The sequence below is a fragment of the Cellulosimicrobium cellulans genome, assembly GCF_016921195.1.
Classification (GTDB): domain Bacteria; phylum Actinomycetota; class Actinomycetes; order Actinomycetales; family Cellulomonadaceae; genus Cellulosimicrobium; species Cellulosimicrobium cellulans_F.
On the sequence record NZ_JAFGYF010000001.1, the window covers coordinates 865772 to 883776 of the forward strand.

Genomic DNA, 18005 nt, shown 5'->3' on the forward strand with positions numbered 1-18005 from the left:
GAGGTCGGCTCCGATGTCGTGGCTGCTCATGATCTGGTGCGCGACGGCGTGCACGGTCGCCGCCGCGTGGTGGGTGCTGCGCCGCGCCGGAAGACCCCCGAGCCACCGGCCGCGCCGGCTCCGGCGTCGCCTGCCGGCGCCCGACCCGCTGGCCACGCTCGCGCTCCAGGTGCGGCTGAGCGAGCTCGCGGCAGAGATGCGGCGCCTCGAGGCCGACCCGGGCGTCTTCGCCCGTGCCCACCACTACCTCGCGGTCCAGGGCGCGTACGACGCCCTGCTGCGGGAAGCCTGCCGGCTCACCGGCCTCTCGGTCGAGGACGCGCCGCTGCGGGCCGGGTTCCGCACGGGCGACGACGAGCGGTTCCGCGAGGAGCTCGAGCTGAGCGCGCGCGGCTGGAGCTGGTGACCGGTCCACCCGTGAGGGGCGGCGCGGGACGGGCGAGGGGCCCGACGACGGTGCGTCCGCCGTCGGGCCCCTCGCCCGTGGTCCCGTCGCGTGCGCTCAGAGCGCCGAGTGGTCTCCGATCCGGTGGTAGGTGCGGTCGTGGTAGACGAGGGGCGACGGCGCGCCGGCCGCCTCGCCCGACGAGCCGGTGCGGGCGCCGACGCTCGACGAGAGCGCCCGCAGCGAGACGAGGTAGGAGTCGCCCACGGGCGTGCGCTGGACGACGCGGCCCCGGACCCACGAGAGGGCGCCGTCGATGACGGGTTCCCCGGTGTCGAGGCGTGTCCAGCCGCCGTCGGCGAACCGGTCGATCCCGCTCGTGGCGAAGCGCGCCGAGACGTCGTCCTGGTGGTCGGCGAGGAAGCTCACCGTGAGCGTCCGCGCTGCCGAGACCGCGGGCCACGACGACGAGGTCGACGCGAGCGAGAACGCGAGCAGCGGGGGCGCGGCCGAGACGGAGATGACCGACGTCGCGGTGAACCCGACGAGGCGGCCGTCGTGCTCGAGCGCGATCACGGCGACCCCGGCGGGGTGGCCGCGGAACACGGACTTGTACTCGTCGGGGGAGAGCTGCGGCTCGTCCTGCTCCGCCAGGAGGGCCTCCAGGTGGGTGAGCTCAGCGGTCATCGGGCCACCCCCGCGAACGCGTCGGCGACGGCCTGGTCGGCGGGCGCCGGGCCGTCCGCGGGGAGGGGCGTCGCGGCGCGACGGAGGGCGTCGCCCTCGCGGTCGAGCCACGCGTCCACGACCGGGCCCAGGTCCGCGAGCTGCGGCTCGGTGACCGTGAGGGAGCGGGTCGGCACGACGGCGCCGAGCTCGACGAGCACGGGCCGCAGGTGCACCTCGCCGACGAGCGCGTGGGCAGGGTTGCCCGACACGACGAGCGGCACCACGACGACGCCCGCGAGCCCGTCCGGGCCGTAGAGGTCGAGGAACGCCTTGAGGAGCCCGGTGTACGACGCCTTGTAGACCGGCGTCGCCACGACGGCGACGGTCGCCGCGGCGAGCCGGTCGCGCGCGGCGTCCGCCGCGGGGCGCTCGGGGGCGAGGACCTCGGCGGCGAACGCCGCGAGGTCGATGGTCGAGACGTCGGCCGCGCCGAGGAGGGCGGCGACGCGCTGCGCCACGGTCTCGGCGGCGCCGAGCGTCCGCGAGCCGGGGCGCGGGTTGCCGGAGACGGCGAGGACCGTCGGGGAGTGGGAGCGGTGGGTCATGTGCACCTCGCAGTAGTCGTCGATCACGCTTGCCGCGCGGCCGTCCCGCGGGTGCGGGCCGGTCGCGCGCGGCCTGGTCATCTCCCGGAGCACCCCGCCGTGACAGGGGGTTGCCGACCAGCGAGCCGGGGCTTGGCGCTGGTGCTCGTGACCTGGGGACGGGTATAGCAACGGCTCCGGTAAAACCGCACCAGATAGGTCTGGTTTCTCAGTGGGTGGACGGTTGTGTCGTGCGGGGCGGCGACGAGGAGGCGCTCGCGGCGGGCGACGGGTAGCACGACGAGGCGCGGGTGCGCAGGGAGTGAGACGGCGTTACGGGAACTTCTGGCACAGGCGTACCGTCAGCAGGAGTTCCGCCCGCGTCAGACGAGGAGTGCCCATGGACAGCCGACTGCAGTCCGTCTACGACGAGGTCCTGCGTCGCAACCCCGGCGAGGCCGAGTTCCACCAGGCCGTGCGCGAGGTCTTCGACTCGCTCGGCCCCGTGCTGCGCAAGCACCCGCGCTACGTCGAGGCGGCCGTCCTCGAGCGCGTGTGCGAGCCCGAGCGCCAGATCATCTTCCGGGTCCCGTGGGTGGACGACACGGGCCGCGTGCAGATCAACCGCGGCTTCCGGGTCGAGTTCAACTCGGCGCTCGGCCCGTACAAGGGCGGCCTGCGGTTCCACCCGTCGGTCTACCTCGGGATCGTCAAGTTCCTCGGCTTCGAGCAGATCTTCAAGAACTCGCTCACCGGCATGCCGATCGGCGGCGGCAAGGGCGGGTCGGACTTCGACCCGCGCGGTCGCTCCGACGGCGAGGTCATGCGGTTCTGCCAGTCGTTCATGACCGAGCTGTACCGGCACATCGGCGAGAACACCGACGTCCCGGCTGGGGACATCGGCGTGGGCGGGCGCGAGATCGGCTACCTGTTCGGCCAGTACAAGCGGATCACCAACCGCTACGAGTCCGGCGTCCTCACGGGCAAGGGGATCTCGTGGGGCGGCTCGCTCGTGCGCACCGAGGCGACGGGGTACGGCACCGTGCTCTTCGCGCAGAGCATGCTCGCCACGCGCGGGCAGGAGCTCGACGGCCGTCGCGTCGTGGTCTCCGGCTCGGGCAACGTCGCGATCTACGCGACCGCCAAGGCCCAGCAGCTCGGCGCGAACGTCGTCGCCTTCTCCGACTCCTCCGGCTACGTCGTGGACGAGGCGGGCGTCGACCTCGACCTGCTGCGCCAGATCAAGGAGGTCGAGCGCGGCCGCGTCGCCGACTACGCGGCCCGCCGCCCGGGCGCGCGCGTCGTCACCGACGGTTCCATCTGGGACGTGCCGTGCGACGTCGCGCTGCCGTGCGCGACGCAGAACGAGCTCGACGAGAGCGCGGCCAAGCAGCTCGTGGCGAACGGCGTCGTCGCCGTTGCCGAGGGTGCCAACATGCCGACGACCCCGGCGGCCGTCGCGCTGCTCCAGGAGGCGGGCGTCCTCTTCGCGCCCGGCAAGGCGGCCAACGCCGGCGGCGTGGCCACCTCCGCGCTCGAGATGCAGCAGAACGCGTCGCGCGACGCGTGGTCGTTCGAGTACACCGAGGACCGGCTCGCGCAGATCATGTCCGGCATCCACGACCGGTGCGTCGAGACGGCCGACGAGTACGGCACGCCCGGCAACTACGTGCTCGGCGCCAACATCGCGGGCTTCACCAAGGTCGCCGACGCGATCCTCGCGCTCGGCGTCATCTGACCGTCGTCTACCCTGGCCGACGGCCGTCGTCGTGCACGCCGCACGCGACGGCCGCCGGACCGGACGACGGGAGAGCGCAGTGACGACCACCGATCCCGAGGGCCCTGCCGCGCGTGCGGTCCGCGACGTCGTGCTCGAGCTCGCGGTCCAGGACCCGGAGGGGGTCCGGGTCGCCGCCGCCGTGGGTGCAGGGCGGGTCGAGCTGTGCGTCGGCCTGGGCGCCACGGGCGGGCTCACGCCGAGCGCCGGCCTCGTGGAGGCCGCCGTCGCGGCGGCCCCGCAGGCGGTCGGCGAGGGCCCGCGCGTCGAGGTGCACGTCCTCGTGCGCTCGCGCCCCGGTGGGTTCGTCCTCTCGGCCGACGATCTCGACGTGCAGGTCCGCGACGTCCGGGCCGCGGTCGCGGCGGGGGCGGCGGGCGTCGTGGTCGGCGCGCTCACCCCGGACGGCCTCGTGGACGCGGTCGCGGCCCGCGCCCTCGTCGAGGCGGCGGACGGCCGGGAGGTGACGTTCCACCGTGCGGTCGACGTCGTCGCCGACCCGCTCGCGGCGCTCGACGTGCTCGCCGGGGTGGGAGCGGCGCGCGTGCTCACGTCCGGCGGCGCGGCACGCAGCATCGACGGGGTCGAGCGTCTGCGCGCCATGGCGTCGCACGCCCACGGCCCTCTGGGCGGCCGCGTCCAGGTGATGGCGGGCGGGGGAGTCCGCCCGCAGGACGTCGCCGCGCTCGTCGCCGCCGGCGTGGACGCCGTGCACCTCTCCGCGAAGCGCGTCGTCGCCGACGACGCCGGGCCCGGGGGCGGTGGCGACGCCGGCTACGAGGTCACGGACCCCGACGTCGCCGCGGCGGCGCGTGCCGCGCTGGACGGCGTGCGCTAGCCAGCCCGCAGCCACCTCCCCGTGCCCGCCCGGGGAACCTCCGACCACTCCGACGGCCGGCCCTGCTCTCGCGGGGCCGGCCTTCGTGCGTCCGTCGAGACCGCGGCAGCGCCGCGATGTCTCAGTTAGGTAACTTTCCTGTCGTATTCGTCGGCAGTCGGGAGGGGGTTAGTTAGTGTTCCTGCCACACGCCCCCGGGCGCCACGACGAACGACGCGAGGACGCGTCGTCCATGCGAAAGGACCGATGATGATTCGAAGCACGGCGCGCAAGCGTCTGCTCACGGCGGTTGCGCTCGTGACCGGCGTGACCCTCATGGCCGCGGGCTGCTCCGGCGGCGGCAGCAACGGTGACGGGGACGAGGGCGCGAGCGGGGGCCGCACGCTCAACGTGTGGGCCGGGACGCAGACGCCGGTCGTCGCGAACTTCAACCCGTACTCGCCGAACCCGCTGCACGCGGCCAACGGCGCGATCTACGAGCCGCTCTTCCACTACAACAAGGCGCAGGCCGGCCCGCCGGAGCCGCGGCTCGGCGAGTCGTTCGAGTGGTCGGAGGACGGCACCGAGCTCACGGTGAAGCTCCGCGAGGGCGTCAAGTGGACCGACGGCGAGGACTTCGACGCCGACGACGTCGTGTTCTCGCACACCAACGAGGCCGCCAGGCGCGACTTCGTGGTCTCGGTCGAGGCCGTCGACCCGTACACCGTGAAGTGGACGTTCGACTCCCCGCAGTTCACGTCCGAGGTGCAGCTCCTCGGCACGTCGCTGGTCGTGCCGGAGCACATCTGGTCCGAGGTCGACGACCTCGTGACGTTCGCGAACGAGGACCCGGTCGGCACCGGCCCGTACAAGGCCGACGCCGTCACCGAGGCCGCCTACACGGTGGTCGCCAACGAGGACTACTGGGGAGGCGCTCCCCAGGTGAAGAAGGTCCGCTACCTCGGCATCGACGCGAACCAGAGCGCCGAGGACCTGCTCACGACCGGCAAGGTGGACTGGGCCACGATGTTCGTGGCCGACCCCGAGCGGATCACCGCGGACGGCCGCCTCACCATGCTGAACACTCCCCAGGACCCGACGACGATCTACAGCTGCGTCTCGGTCGACCTCGGCTGCACCGGTGCGCAGACGGACGCCGCCGTGCGGCAGGCGATCAACCTCGCGATGGACCGCGGCGAGATCAACGAGAAGGCGTTCGCCGGGCACGCGGCGGTCGCGTCGCCGACCTTCGCGCTGCTCGGTCGCGACGACCGCTGGATCTCGCCCGACGTCGAGGCGGAGAGCCCGCAGACGGCCGACCCCGCCGCCGCGTCGAAGGTCCTCGAGGACGCCGGCTACACCAAGGGCGCGGACGGCATCTACGAGAAGGACGGCCAGAAGGTCGAGATGACCCTCATCACGGTCGACGGCTGGAACGACTACAACGCGGTCGGCGATCTGCTCGTCGAGCAGGCGAAGGCCGCCGGCATCTCGATCGTCCACAACAAGGTCACGCAGCAGGAGATGTCGGACGCGCGCGTCGCGGGCTCCTACCAGCTCATGGTCGGCGGCATCACGGGCCCGTCGCTCGACGACCCGTTCAGCATCTACCGCCAGTGGATGACGACGGACTACACCCGGCCCGTGGGCGAGGTCATGGAGTCCGGCCTCTTCAACTACGTGCGCTACACCAACCCGAAGGTCGACGCCGCGGTCGAGGCGGCCGCCTCGACGAACGACGAGGCCGCGAAGCAGGAGCAGTACGCGATCATCCAGGAGGAGATCACGCGTGACCTGCCCTACATCCCGGTGGTCGTGAACGCGACGATGACCTTCGCCGACACCAAGGACTTCACGGGCTGGCCGACGGAGGACGACCTCTACGCGTTCCCGCCGTCGTGGAGCACCGTGTCGCTCGGCGTCGTGCTCTCGAAGCTCGAGCCGGCGAGCTGATGAGACCGCGCCGAAGAGGAGGACCGAGGAACGAGGGCCACGCATCATGAGGTACTACGCACGGCGGATCACGTTCTACGTGATCACCCTCTGGGCGGCGATCTCGCTGAACTTCCTCATCCCGAAGCTCATGCCGGGTGACCCCAAGCAGATCTTCATCGACAAGCTGCTGCGCAAGGGCGGCGAGCTGACGCCCCAGATGCAGAACAGCATCGACCTCCTCTTCGGCGCGGACGACGACGCCTCCCTGTGGGACCAGTACGTGGCCTACTGGGGGCGCCTGTTCTCGGGAGATCTCGGGATCTCCGTCACCTACTACCCCCAGCCCGTCACCGAGCTGATCGGCCAGGCGCTGCCCTGGACGGTCGGGCTCGTGGGACTCGCGACGATCGTCTCGTTCGTCCTGGGTGTCGGGCTGGGGGCGTGGGCCGGCTGGAAGCGCGGCACGTGGGTGGACAGCATCATCCCCGCGTCGACGCTCCTCCAGGCGGTGCCCTACTTCTGGCTCGCGCTCATCCTCGTCTCGGTCTTCTCCGTCTCGACCGGATGGTTCCCGCGGATCGGCAGCTACGACATCTTCGGGTTCGACAACGGCCCCGAGTGGTCGTGGGCGTTCGTCGGCAGCGTGATCTACCACGGGTTCCTCCCCGCGCTGACGATCGTGCTCTCGTCGGTGGGCGGGTGGCTGCTCGGCATGCGCAACATGATGGTGTCCACGCTGTCGGAGGACTACGTCACGACGGCCGAGGCCAAGGGCCTGCGCCGCATGCGCGTCGCGATCACCTACGCGACCCGGAACGCCGCCCTCCCGTCGTTCGCCGGGTTCGGCGTCGCGCTGGGGTTCGTCGTGGCGGGGTCGGTGGTCATGGAGCAGGTCTTCAGCTACCCGGGCCTGGGCAAGCTCCTGTTCAACGCGGTCCAGGCGAGCGACTTCGCGCTCATGCAGGGCACGTTCCTCGTGATCACGCTCGCCGTGCTCGCCGCGAACTTCCTCATGGACATCATCTACGGACTCATCGACCCGAGGGCGCGCGCCAATGTCTGACAACACCCGCGACACGGAGATCGTGACGCCGGCCGCCGACGCGGCCCCGGCCGCCACGGTCGTGGTCGACGGCCTCGCGCCGGCCACGACCACCGAGGGGATCGTCCCGGACGTCCCCGCGGCGCTCGACCAGGGTGCCCCCACCGTGCCCACGCGCCCCGGCCTGCGGGCGATGCTCCCGCGCCGGTCCGGCAAGCTCACCGCCGGGATCGTCCTCGTGGCGGGCATCCTGCTCTTCACGTTCGTCGCGCCGTTCTTCGCGCAGGACCCGCGCTCGACGGCGAACCCGCGGTTCCTGCCGCCGAGCGCCGAGCACCTGCTCGGCACGAACCACATCGGGAACGACATCTTCGCCCAGGTCGCGTACGGCGGGCAGGGCTCGTTGATGGTGGGCCTCATCGCCGGAGCCATCGCGCTCGTGCTGTCGATCGTGTTCGGCATCGTCGCGGGGTACCGCGGGCGGTTCACCGACGAGGCGCTCTCGCTCGTCACGAACATCATGCTCGTCATCCCGGGCCTGCCGCTGATCATCGTCATCTCGGCGTACCTGCAGACGCGGTCGCTCCTCATCGTGGCCGTGATCCTCGGGCTGACGGCGTGGCCCGGTGCGGCGATCGTGCTCCGCATGCAGGCCAAGTCGCTGCGCGCGCGCGACTACGTGTCCGCGGCGCGCGTGGCGGGCGAGAAGACGCCGCGGATCATCCTCGTGGAGATCTTCCCCAACCTCCTGCCGCTCCTCACCGCACAGTTCCTCGGGGCGGTGCTCCTCGCGATCCTCGCCGAGGCCGGGCTGTCGTTCCTCGGGCTCGGACCGTCGGGGTCGATCACGTGGGGCACCATCCTCAACCAGGCGAGCGCGAACAACGCGCTGAGCCTCGGCATGTGGTGGTGGTTCGTCCCGCCGGGCCTGCTCATCGCCCTCTTCGGCTGCGGGCTCGCGCTCATCAACTTCAGCCTGGACGAGATCATCAACCCTCGGCTGCGCCTGGGCCCGGCCGCGGTCAAGAGCGTGCGCAAGGCCCGCAAGGCCGGCCTCGCCGCGGACGCGGACCCCGACGGCGCGGGGTCGGGCACCGTCGGCGCCGACGGCAGCGACGCTGACGGTACGGACACCGACGACACCGACGACGCGAAGGAGACGGTGGGCGCATGACCGCCACGACCACGGCCACCGGGCCGCTGACCAGCGAGGGCCACGCCGCCTACCTCGTCGGCAAGGAGCCGGTGCTCACCGCACGCCACGTCTCGATCGACTACGAGGTCGAGCCGGTCGTCCACGCCGTCAAGGACGTCTCCCTGACGCTGCACCGCGGCGAGATCCTCGGGCTCGCGGGGGAGTCGGGCTGCGGCAAGACGACGCTGGCGTACGGGATCAACCGCCTCCTCAAGCCACCGGCGCTCCTCACGTCCGGGACGGTGACGTTCCACGACCAGGACGGCGCCGACGTCGACGTCGTCGCGCTGTCCGGCGACGCGCTGCGCTCGTTCCGGTGGCACAAGGTGTCCATGGTGTTCCAGGGCGCGATGAACTCGCTCAACCCGGTCATCAGCGTGCGCGACCAGCTCGGGGACGTCCTCAAGACGCACCGCCCGGGGATGTCGCGCAAGGACCGGGCGACCCGGTCCGCGGAGCTCCTCGATCTCGTGGGGGTCGACCCGCTGCGTCTCGACAGCTACGCGCACGAGCTGTCGGGCGGCATGCGCCAGCGCGTCATGATCGCGATGGCCCTCGCGCTCAACCCGCAGGTCATGATCATGGACGAGCCGACGACGGCGCTCGACGTCGTCGTCCAGCGCGGGATCCTGCGCGAGATCATGCGGCTGCGCGAGCAGCTCGGGTTCGCCGTCGTGTTCATCACGCACGACCTCCCGCTCCTGCTGGAGATCAGCGACCGCATCGCCGTGATGCTCCGCGGCGAGATCGTCGAGATCGACACGGCGGAGTCGATCTTCGAGGGTGCCCAGCATCCCTACACGCGCCGGCTGCTCGGCTCGTTCCCGAGCCTCACCGGCGACCGCGGCTCGTTCGTCCGCACGGGCGAGGGCACCGGCGAGAGCCAGGAAGGACCGCACGCATGAGCACCCTCGAGGTCCGCAACCTGGTCAAGGACTTCTCGATCCGCAAGGGGCTGCGCCGCACGCGCCTGCGCGCGGTGAACGACGTGTCGTTCACGCTGGAGCCCGGCAAGACGATCGCGGTCGTCGGCGAGTCCGGCTCCGGCAAGTCGACGGTGGCGCGCATGATCGCCCAGCTCGAGACGCCGACGTCGGGCGAGATCCTGCTGGACGGCAAGCCGTCCGCGACCCGGGGCCGTGGCCTGGACGCCTACCGGCACGACGTGCAGATGGTGTTCCAGGACCCGTTCGCGTCGCTCAACCCGTTCCACACGGTGGGCCACCACCTCGAGCGCCCGCTGCGCCTGCACAAGGTCGCCCGTGGACGCCAGGCGCTCGACGCGCGGGTCCACGAGCTCCTCGAGCGGGTGAACCTCACGCCGGCGCCCGTGTTCGCGGCCAAGCAGCCCCACGAGATGTCGGGCGGTCAGCGGCAGCGCGTCGCGATCGCCCGCGCGCTCGCCCCGGGCGCGCGGTTCCTCGTGGCGGACGAGCCGGTGTCGATGCTCGACGTGTCGATCCGGCTCGGGGTGCTCAACCTGCTCGCGCGGCTCCAGCGGGAGGAGGACCTCGGGGTCCTCTACATCACGCACGACCTCGCGACCGCGCGGCACTTCAGCGACGAGATCCTCGTGATGTTCCGCGGGAACGTCGTCGAGCGGGGCCCGTCGGACCAGGTGATCCTCGACCCGCAGCACGACTACACCAAGCTGCTCCTCGGTGCGGCGCCCGAGCCGCAGAACCACGGGAAGCTGCGCGAGGAGGTGCGCCGCGAGCTCGCGGCGGCCAGGGCGGGAGCGGACGACGGCGCCGACCGCGACCCCTTCGGCACACGCGGCATGTGAGACCGGCGCACCCGCCGCCCGCTCGATCCGGGCGGCGGGTGCTGCCTCGACGTACGCGTCGGTGGTGGCGCGTACCCGTCGCGCGGGCCAGGTCTGTCGGACGCCCTGGCCCGCGCGCCGTCCCGTGCGACCCCGCACGGCGGCGCGGGGCGCGGGACGGCCGTGCGTCGTGTCGGTAGGGTCGGCTCGTGCCCGCCCGTCATCTGCGCCTCGCCCGCCCCGCCGCGCCGTCCGCCCCGACGCCCTCGGCGGACGCCGCCGTCCTCGTGACCGACGCGCTCGCCGCGCTGCGTCGCGAGATGGAGGTCCCGGAGTCCTTCCCCGACGCCGTGCTCGCCGAGGCGGAGGCGGTGGCGCGGGAGCACCGCCCGGTCGTCGGCCCCGACCGCGCCGACCTGCGGCACCTGCCGTTCGTGACGATCGACCCGCCGGGGTCGATGGACCTCGACCAGGCGCTCCACCTCGAGCGCGCCGGGGACGACCCGGCAGGCCCTGCGGGTGCGGCGTTCGTCGTGCACTACGCCATCGCGGACGTCGGCGCGTTCGTCGCGCCGGGCGGGGCGATCGACGCCGAGGTGCACGAGCGCGGGACGACCCTGTACGCGCCCGACGCTCGTACCCCGCTCCACCCCGCCGTGCTCTCGGAGGGCGTGGCGAGCCTCCTGCCGGGCGAGGACCGCCTGGCGGCGGCCTGGCGCGTCGTGCTCGACGCGCGGGGCGAGATCCTCGGCGCGACGGTGCGCCGCGCCGTCGTGCGGTCGAGGCGGCGCCTCACCTACGACGAGGCCCAGGCCGCGATCGACGCGGGCGGATCCGAGGAGGTCGGCGGCGCCGCCCTCCTCCTGCTCCGGGAGGTCGGGGAGCTGCGGCTCGCGCGCGAGCGCGAGCGCGGGGGAGTCTCGCTCGAGGTCCCCGAGCAGGAGATCGTCCCGCGCGACGACGGCACGTTCGGCCTCGAGTTCCGCTCGACCCTCCCGGCGGAGGGGTGGAACGCCCAGATCTCGCTGCTCACGGGGATCGCGGCGGCGCGCCTCATGCGGGCGGGCGGCGTCGGCGTGTTTCGCGCGCTGCCCGAGGCCGACCCGCGCGACCTCGCGCGCCTGCGCCGCACCGCGCGCGCCCTCGGCATCGACTGGCCGCGCGAGACGGCGTACGCCGACCTCGTGCCGACGCTCGACTCCCGCGTCCCGCGCCACGCGGCCTTCCTCAACGAGGCGACGTCGCTCTTCCGCGGCGCGTCGTACGAGGCGTTCGGCGGCACGGGCCAGGAGCCCGGCGTGCCCGACGACGCCGCGCACGCGGCGATCGGCGCCGAGTACGCCCACGTCACGGCACCGTTGCGTCGGCTCGTGGACCGGTACGGCACCGAGGTCTGCCTGGCCCTGTGCGCGGGCGAGGACGTGCCGCGCTGGGTGCTCGACGCGCTGCCCGGTCTGCCGCGCACGATGGCGCGCACGGGCCAGCGTGCGGGGTCGTACGAGCGCGCGATCGTCGACGTCGTCGAGGCGGCGCTGCTGAGCGGGCGAGAGGGCGAGGAGTTCGACGGCGTCGTGGTCGACGTCGAGGACGACCGCGAGCGCGGACGGCGCCTCGAGCGCGAGGGCGGGGGTGCGGCCGGCGTGCGGCGCGGGCAGGTCGTCCTCGCCGACCCCGCGGTGCGGGCGCCGGTCGAGGGTGCGGACCTCCCGCTCGGCGACCCCGTCCGTGCGACGCTGCGCGAGGCGTCGGTGGCAGGGCGCCGCGTCCGGTTCACCGTCGGCTGAGGTGGGCGGGGCGACCTAGGCTGGTGCTCGTGCCTGCCCGACGACGTACCGACCCGGCCGCCGGACGCCTCGCCCTGGCGGCGTGGCGCACCGACCCCACCGACCGCCAGGCGGTGACGACCGCGGTGCGGTTCACGCTCGAGGAGCTCGCCGACGTCGCGCCCGGGCACACGGTCGAGGTGCGCGTGCCCCCCGCGGGTGCGGTGCAGGCGGTCGAGGGGCCCCGGCACACCCGCGGGACGCCGCCCAACGTCGTGGAGACCGACCCGCAGACGTGGCTCGGCCTCGTGACCGGTGCGCTCGCGTGGGCCGACGCCGTCGCCGACGGTCGCGTCCGCGCGTCGGGCGAGCGCTCCGACATCTCCTGGCTCCTGCCGCTCCAGGCGGCCCGCCCTCGCTGAGGTTCGTGCTCCGGGCCGGGGACGCGCGTGTTACCGGTGCGTAACGTTCTCGGCCCGAGGTCTGGCGGCGCGGCACGCGGAGGGCTAGCGTCCGATGATGACCGGCCGCCGTCCGCGCGGGCGCTCGCGGCACGACGACGTGCGGCGACGTTCTCGCGGCGGTGACGTGGCAGCAACCGCCCGTTCATCCAGGTGGGGTGCGATGTCCTGCGGAGGCAGGGCGTCGACCCGTCCGAGGCTTGGACGCGATCGATGGACGCGCGACTGCTGCCCGGCCGTCCGCACGAGATGAAGGAGTCAGCGTGACCGACCACCAGCACCTGCGGCGACGGAGGGTGGTGGCGGGCACGTTGACCGTGGCGCTCGCCGCGCCGCTCTCGGTCGCGGCAGCCACCGCCGCGAGCGCGGCGCCCGACGGGTCGGGCCTCGTCATCAACGAGGCCTACCTGAGCGGCGGCAGTGCCAACGCCCCCTACACCCACAAGTTCGTCGAGCTGTACAACCCCACGCAGGCGGCGATCGACCTCACCGGCATGTCGCTGCAGTACCGCTCCGCGACGGGCACCGGCGCCTTCACGGGCGTCACGCCGCTGACCGGCACGGTCGCCCCCGGGGGCTACTTCCTCGTGCAGGGCGGCTCCAACGGGTCCAACGGCGCGGCGCTGCCGACGCCGGACGCGACCGGAGGCCTCAACCCGTCGGGCACGACGGGCACCCTCGCGCTCGTGCGCTCCACGTCGGCGGTCACGCTGCCTGCGGGGAACGCCGCGGGCGCAGCGAACGTCGTGGACCTCGTCGGGTACGGGACGTCGAACACGTTCGAGACCGCCGTGAGCCCTGCGCCGTCGGCCAACAACGTGCCGGCCTCGATCAACCGGACCGGGTTCGCGGACACCGACGACAACAGCAAGGACTTCACGCTCTCGAGCACCGTCACCCCGCAGAACAGCGGTGACGACGGCGGCGGCCCCGGCCCCGAGCCGGGCGAGGTCGTCCCGATCGCCGACATCCAGGGCACCGGAGCGGCGAGCCCCCTCGTCGGGCAGACCGTCACGACGCGCGGCGTCGTCACCGCCACCTACCCCACGGGCGGCTACGACGGCTTCTACCTGCAGACCGAGGGCACGGGCGGCGACCTCGACGCCTCGCACACGGCGTCGGACGCGATCTTCGTCTACTCCAAGGCGGGTGCCGCCGCCGTGCAGGTCGGCGACCACGTCGAGGTCACGGGCGCGGTGTCCGAGTACTTCACGCTGACCCAGATCACGCCCGCGGCGGGCGGCTGGACCGTCCTCGACGAGCCGGCCGAGGAGGTCAAGCCGGCGAACGTCGCCTTCCCCGCGACCGACGCCGAGCGCGAGGCGCTCGAGGGCATGCTCGTGCAGCCTGCGGGCGACTACGTCGTCGCGGACAACTACGACACGAACTACTACGGCTCGTTCCTGCTCGCCGCGGGCACGGACCCGTTCGTCCAGCCGACGTCGGCCGGGCGGCCGGGCAGCGCGGAGGCCGCCGCCGCCGTCGCGGACCGTGCGGCGCGCGCCGTCGTGCTCGACGACGGCGCGACGACCAACTTCAACAACACGGCCAACAAGGGCATCCCGCTCCCGTACCTCACGGGCGGTGCACCGGCCCGCGTCGGCGCGAGCGTGACCTTCACGACGCCCGTCATCCTCGACTACCGGTTCGACGCGTGGAGCTTCCAGCCGCTCACGCAGCTCACCGCGGGGGACGGCGGCAACGCCGCCACGGTCCAGCCGGCCACGTTCGAGAACACGCGCGAGGACGCGCCGGCCGAGGTCGGAGGCGACCTGTCGGTCGCGACGTTCAACGTGCTCAACTACTTCACGACGACCGGCGACCAGCTCACGGGCTGCACGTACTACACGGACCGCGCGGGCAACCCGATCACGGTCAACCGTGGCTGCGACGCACGCGGTGCGGCGAACGCGGAGAACCTCGAGCGTCAGGAGACCAAGATCGTCGCCGCGATCGACGCGCTCGACGCCGACGTGGTCGCGCTCATGGAAATCGAGAACTCGGCGCCGTTCGGCAAGGACCGCGACCAGGCGCTCTCCGACCTCGTCGACGCTCTCAACGAGGCCGCCGGCGCCGACGAGTGGGCGTTCGTCCCCTCGCCGGCGGCTCTGCCGGACGACGAGGACGTGATCCGGCTCGCGTACATCTACCAGGTGGACGCGGCCGAGCCGGTCGGGGACTCGCGGATCCTGCTCGACGACGCGGCGTTCGTCAACGCGCGCGAGCCGCTCGCGCAGGTGTTCCAGCCGGCCGGGGGGATCTCGGAGGGTGACGACGCCGCGAGCGACGACGTGCTCGTCGTCGCGAACCACTTCAAGTCGAAGGGTTCCGGCACGCCCGTGCTGCCCGGCGACGAGGACTCGGGCGACGGTCAGGGCGCGTTCAACGCGTCGCGCGTCGCGCAGGCCACGGCGCTCGTCGGCTTCGCCGAGGACGTCGCGGCGGACGCGGGCACGGACAAGATCCTGCTCGCGGGCGACTTCAACTCGTACTCCCAGGAGGACCCGCTCGAGGTCCTCAAGGACGCGGGCTACACGGACCTCGGCGAGACGACCGGCGAGCACACCTACCTCTTCGACGGTTACGTCGGGTCGCTCGACCACGTGTTCGCCTCGGCGGGCGCGGCCGACGCCGTCACCGGCACCGACGTGTGGAACATCAACTCCGTCGAGCCGATCGCGAACGAGTACAGCCGGTACAACTACAACGCCTCGATCCTCTACGACACGACGCCGTTCCGGTCGTCCGACCACGACCCGGTCATCGTCGGCCTCGAGCTCGGCGACGCCGAGCCGGGCACCACGCAGCTCGACCTGCTGGCGATCAACGACTTCCACGGTCGGATCGACGCCAACACGGTGAAGTTCGCGGGCACGATCGAGCAGCTGCGGGCGGCGAACCCCGACGGGACGGCGTTCGTCTCCGCGGGCGACAACATCGGCGCGTCGCTGTTCGCGTCGGCGCTCCAGGAGGACCAGCCGACGATCGACGTGCTGAACGCCCTCGACCTCGCGGCCTCCGCCGTGGGCAACCACGAGTTCGACCAGGGCATGGACGACCTCACGGGCCGCGTGACCGACGAGGCGGACTGGGCCTACCTGGGCGCCAACGTCTACGACAAGGGCACGACGAACCCGGCCCTGCCCGAGTACCAGGTCGTCGAGATCGACGGCGTGGACGTCGGCTTCGTGGGCGTCGTGACCGAGGAGACCCCGACGCTCGTCACGCCGTCCGGCATCGCCGACGTCGACTTCGGCGACCCGGTCGAGGCGCTCAACCGCGTCACCGCCCAGCTCCAGGACGGCGACCCGGCGAACGGCGAGGCCGACGTGGTCGTGGGCCTCGTCCACGAGGGCGCGTCCGCGGGCACGCCCGACGGCGCGACGCTCGAGGAGGAGGTCGCCGCGGGCGGCGCCTTCGCGGACATCGTCAACGAGACCGACGCGCGCGTCGCGGCGATCTTCACGGGCCACACCCACAAGCAGTACGCGTGGGACGCGCCCGTCCCGGGCGCCCCGGGCAAGACCCGCCCGATCGTCCAGACCGGCAACTACGGCGAGTTCATCGGGCACGTGTCGCTCACCGTGGACACCGCGACCCACGAGGTCACGGCGTACACGGCGCAGAACGTGGCCCGCACGACGACGGACGACGCGACCCTGGTCGCGACGTACCCGCGCGTCGCGGCGGTCAAGTCGATCGTCGACGCGGCGCTCCAGCAGGCCGAGATCATCGGCGCGCAGCCGATCGGCGAGGTCACCGCGGACATCACGACGGCGTTCGCGGGCGGCTCGTACACCGGCCCCGGCGGCACGTACGTGGGCCCGGGCCCGAACCCGACGTCCGGTCGCGACGACCGCGCGTCGGAGTCGACGCTCGGCAACCTCGTCGCGGACTCGCTCCTCGCCACGCTGTCCGACCCCGCCCGTGGCGGCGCGGACATCGGCGTCGTCAACCCGGGCGGGCTGCGCGCCGAGCTGCTGCACGGCGACGACGGCGTCATCACGTACGCCGAGGCCAACGCGGTCCTGCCGTTCGTCAACAACCTGTGGACCGTGACCCTCACGGGCGAGCAGGTCGTCGAGATGCTCGAGCAGCAGTGGCAGACGGACGCGAACGGCAACCGCCCCTCGCGCCCGTACCTCGCCCTGGGGCTCTCGGACAACGTGTCCTGGACGGCGAGCACCGCCGACCCGAACGCGACGCCCGGGAGCAACGTCTCCTCCGTGACGATCGACGGGGAGCCGATCGACCCCGACGGCGAGTACCGCGTCGCGACGTTCTCGTTCCTGGCCACCGGGGGCGACAACTTCCGCGTGTTCACGGACGGCACCGACCCGCGCGACTCCGGTCTCGTCGACCGGGACGCGTGGATCGCGTACCTGCAGCAGAGCTCGCCGGTGTCGCCGTCGTTCGACCGCTCTCGCGTCGTGGTCGACGAGCTGCCCGGCACGGTGGCCGCGGGCTCCGACGTGAGCGTGGGGCTCTCGGGCCTCGACCTCACGTCGCTCGGGTCGCCGGCCAACACCTCCGTGGACGGCTACCTCGTCGCGGCGGACGCCACGTTCGACCCGGCGGACCCGGGCGACCCGGTCGGCACCGCCTCGGTGACCGGCGGGGCGGCGACGCTGACGGCGACGGTCCCGGCCGACGCCGCGGCGGGCGAGTACGACCTCTGGGTCGTCGCGTCGCCGAGCGGCACGACGGCGCGCATCCCGGTCACGGTCGAGGCCGCGGCCCCGACGGTGACGCTCGAGAACCTGGAGGCCTCGGCGCGCTGCATGGGCAAGTTCGTCCACGTCGCGGTCCGCGCGACCAACGGCGAGGACGTCCCGGTCGAGGTCGTGATCGAGACGCCGTACGGCTCCAAGCGGTTCCCGAACCTCCAGCCGGGCAAGAACGCGTACCAGTCGTTCAACACCCGGGCCACGTCGGTCGAGGGCGGGACGGTGACCGTCACCGCGACGCTCGACGGCGTGACGCAGGAGTACGAGGTCCCGTTCGAGGGCCAGACCTGCGGCTGACGCTCGCTGACGCCGTGCGGCGCCGCCGACCAGGCGGCGCCGCGTCCCGCGACCCGGGTCCCGTCCGACGGGCCCGGGCCGCGGTGCGTCGCGGCGGCCGCCCACGGCGTGGGGCCTCCCAGGAACCGCGGGTAGGGTCGTGGCCGTGAGCTCCGAGCAGTCCCCCGTGCCCGACGGCGCCGCCCCCGACCCGTCCGACGCGCCCGCCTCGCGGACCGCCGGCCCGGCCGCGAGCGCCGAGAACGCCCCCGAGACCGCGGCCCCCGAGACCACCGCGGCGGGGACCGCCGCGACCGGGCCGGCCGCCGACGAGGTGGAGGTCGAGGACGTCGTCGACCCCGCGACGGTGCGCCGCGCTCCGCGCTACGGGAGGTTCTTCGCGGTGGGGATCGTGCTCGGCACGGTGCTCGGTTTCGGGATCGGCGGTGCCTGGCTCCAGTCGCCCGCCGCGGCGCCGGTCTTCAAGCCGGGCGTGTACTTCACCGTCATCGTCGTCACGTGCGCCGCGCTCGGCGCGGGCGTCGCGGGCCTGTGGGCGGTCCTCGCGGACCGGCGGAGCCTGCGTGGGCGGCGCTGACCCCACCTCTC

14 protein-coding genes and 1 riboswitch are annotated in these 18005 nt (G+C 73.1%); of the genes, 12 read left to right on the forward strand and 2 right to left on the reverse strand.

The annotated features are described in order from the left end of the window. Positions 1-13 precede the first annotated feature (13 nt). On the forward strand, positions 14-406 hold the full coding sequence (locus tag JN535_RS03700) for a hypothetical protein (RefSeq protein ID WP_205202288.1): 393 nt from the start codon (positions 14-16) through the stop codon (positions 404-406). A gap of 96 nt (positions 407-502) precedes the next feature. On the opposite strand, the gene JN535_RS03705 is transcribed toward JN535_RS03700, so the two are convergent. Continuing rightward, positions 503-1072 (reverse strand): flavin reductase family protein, encoded by a 570-nt coding sequence (locus JN535_RS03705; RefSeq protein ID WP_205202289.1) that lies wholly within the window; start codon positions 1070-1072, stop codon positions 503-505. Beyond that, positions 1069-1659 (reverse strand): NADPH-dependent FMN reductase, encoded by a 591-nt coding sequence (locus JN535_RS03710; protein WP_205202299.1) that lies wholly within the window; start codon positions 1657-1659, stop codon positions 1069-1071. The genes JN535_RS03705 and JN535_RS03710 overlap by 4 nt, the downstream gene beginning before the upstream one ends. A gap of 20 nt (positions 1660-1679) precedes the next feature. Then, a riboswitch (SAM riboswitch) is annotated at positions 1680-1812 on the reverse strand. A 226-nt stretch (positions 1813-2038) separates the two neighbouring features. Here JN535_RS03710 and gdhA point away from each other — a divergent pair. The 11 genes from gdhA (at position 2039) to JN535_RS03765 (ending at position 17994) form a co-directional block, all read left to right on the forward strand. Beyond that, a complete protein-coding gene (gene gdhA / locus JN535_RS03715; RefSeq protein ID WP_205202301.1) occupies positions 2039-3376 on the forward strand; it encodes an NADP-specific glutamate dehydrogenase in 1338 nt (445 codons plus the stop codon). 79 nt (positions 3377-3455) lie between these two features. Next, positions 3456-4253, forward strand: coding sequence for a copper homeostasis protein CutC (locus JN535_RS03720; RefSeq protein WP_205202303.1), 798 nt, complete (start codon positions 3456-3458; stop codon positions 4251-4253). 249 nt (positions 4254-4502) lie between these two features. Beyond that, positions 4503-6185 (forward strand): ABC transporter substrate-binding protein, encoded by a 1683-nt coding sequence (locus JN535_RS03725; protein WP_205202311.1) that lies wholly within the window; start codon positions 4503-4505, stop codon positions 6183-6185. Positions 6186-6231: 46 nt separating this feature from the next. Further along, complete coding sequence (locus tag JN535_RS03730) at positions 6232-7230, forward strand: ABC transporter permease (protein WP_205202313.1); 999 nt, start codon at positions 6232-6234, stop codon at positions 7228-7230. Beyond that, positions 7223-8383 (forward strand): ABC transporter permease, encoded by a 1161-nt coding sequence (locus JN535_RS03735; RefSeq protein WP_205202315.1) that lies wholly within the window; start codon positions 7223-7225, stop codon positions 8381-8383. The genes JN535_RS03730 and JN535_RS03735 overlap by 8 nt, the downstream gene beginning before the upstream one ends. Then, positions 8380-9309, forward strand: coding sequence for an ABC transporter ATP-binding protein (locus tag JN535_RS03740; protein WP_205202317.1), 930 nt, complete (start codon positions 8380-8382; stop codon positions 9307-9309). The genes JN535_RS03735 and JN535_RS03740 overlap by 4 nt, the downstream gene beginning before the upstream one ends. Further along, complete coding sequence (locus JN535_RS03745) at positions 9306-10190, forward strand: ABC transporter ATP-binding protein (protein ID WP_205202319.1); 885 nt, start codon at positions 9306-9308, stop codon at positions 10188-10190. The genes JN535_RS03740 and JN535_RS03745 overlap by 4 nt, the downstream gene beginning before the upstream one ends. Before the next feature lie 188 nt (positions 10191-10378). Then, positions 10379-11953 (forward strand): RNB domain-containing ribonuclease, encoded by a 1575-nt coding sequence (locus JN535_RS03750; protein WP_307868162.1) that lies wholly within the window; start codon positions 10379-10381, stop codon positions 11951-11953. A gap of 29 nt (positions 11954-11982) precedes the next feature. Continuing rightward, positions 11983-12354: a sterol carrier family protein gene (locus JN535_RS03755; protein ID WP_205202320.1), complete on the forward strand. Its 372-nt coding sequence runs from the start codon at positions 11983-11985 to the stop codon at positions 12352-12354. Positions 12355-12656: 302 nt separating this feature from the next. After that, on the forward strand, positions 12657-17417 hold the full coding sequence (locus tag JN535_RS03760; RefSeq protein ID WP_307868163.1) for an ExeM/NucH family extracellular endonuclease: 4761 nt from the start codon (positions 12657-12659) through the stop codon (positions 17415-17417). A gap of 145 nt (positions 17418-17562) precedes the next feature. Beyond that, positions 17563-17994 (forward strand): hypothetical protein, encoded by a 432-nt coding sequence (locus tag JN535_RS03765; protein ID WP_205202322.1) that lies wholly within the window; start codon positions 17563-17565, stop codon positions 17992-17994. Positions 17995-18005 lie beyond the last annotated feature (11 nt).

Excerpts from the sequence above, each read along its gene's own strand:
- JN535_RS03740 (WP_205202317.1), top strand. The coding sequence starts at position 8,380 with ATGACCGCCACGACCACGGCCACCGGGCCGCTGACCAGCGAGGGCCAC.
- gdhA (WP_205202301.1), top strand. The coding sequence starts at position 2,039 with ATGGACAGCCGACTGCAGTCCGTCTACGACGAGGTCCTGCGTCGCAAC.
- JN535_RS03745 (WP_205202319.1), top strand. The coding sequence starts at position 9,306 with ATGAGCACCCTCGAGGTCCGCAACCTGGTCAAGGACTTCTCGATCCGC.
- JN535_RS03700 (WP_205202288.1), top strand. The coding sequence starts at position 14 with ATGTCGTGGCTGCTCATGATCTGGTGCGCGACGGCGTGCACGGTCGCC.
- JN535_RS03725 (WP_205202311.1), top strand. The coding sequence starts at position 4,503 with ATGATTCGAAGCACGGCGCGCAAGCGTCTGCTCACGGCGGTTGCGCTC.
- JN535_RS03710 (WP_205202299.1), bottom strand. The coding sequence starts at position 1,659 with ATGACCCACCGCTCCCACTCCCCGACGGTCCTCGCCGTCTCCGGCAAC.
- JN535_RS03730 (WP_205202313.1), top strand. The coding sequence starts at position 6,232 with ATGAGGTACTACGCACGGCGGATCACGTTCTACGTGATCACCCTCTGG.
- JN535_RS03705 (WP_205202289.1), bottom strand. The coding sequence starts at position 1,072 with ATGACCGCTGAGCTCACCCACCTGGAGGCCCTCCTGGCGGAGCAGGAC.
- JN535_RS03735 (WP_205202315.1), top strand. The coding sequence starts at position 7,223 with ATGTCTGACAACACCCGCGACACGGAGATCGTGACGCCGGCCGCCGAC.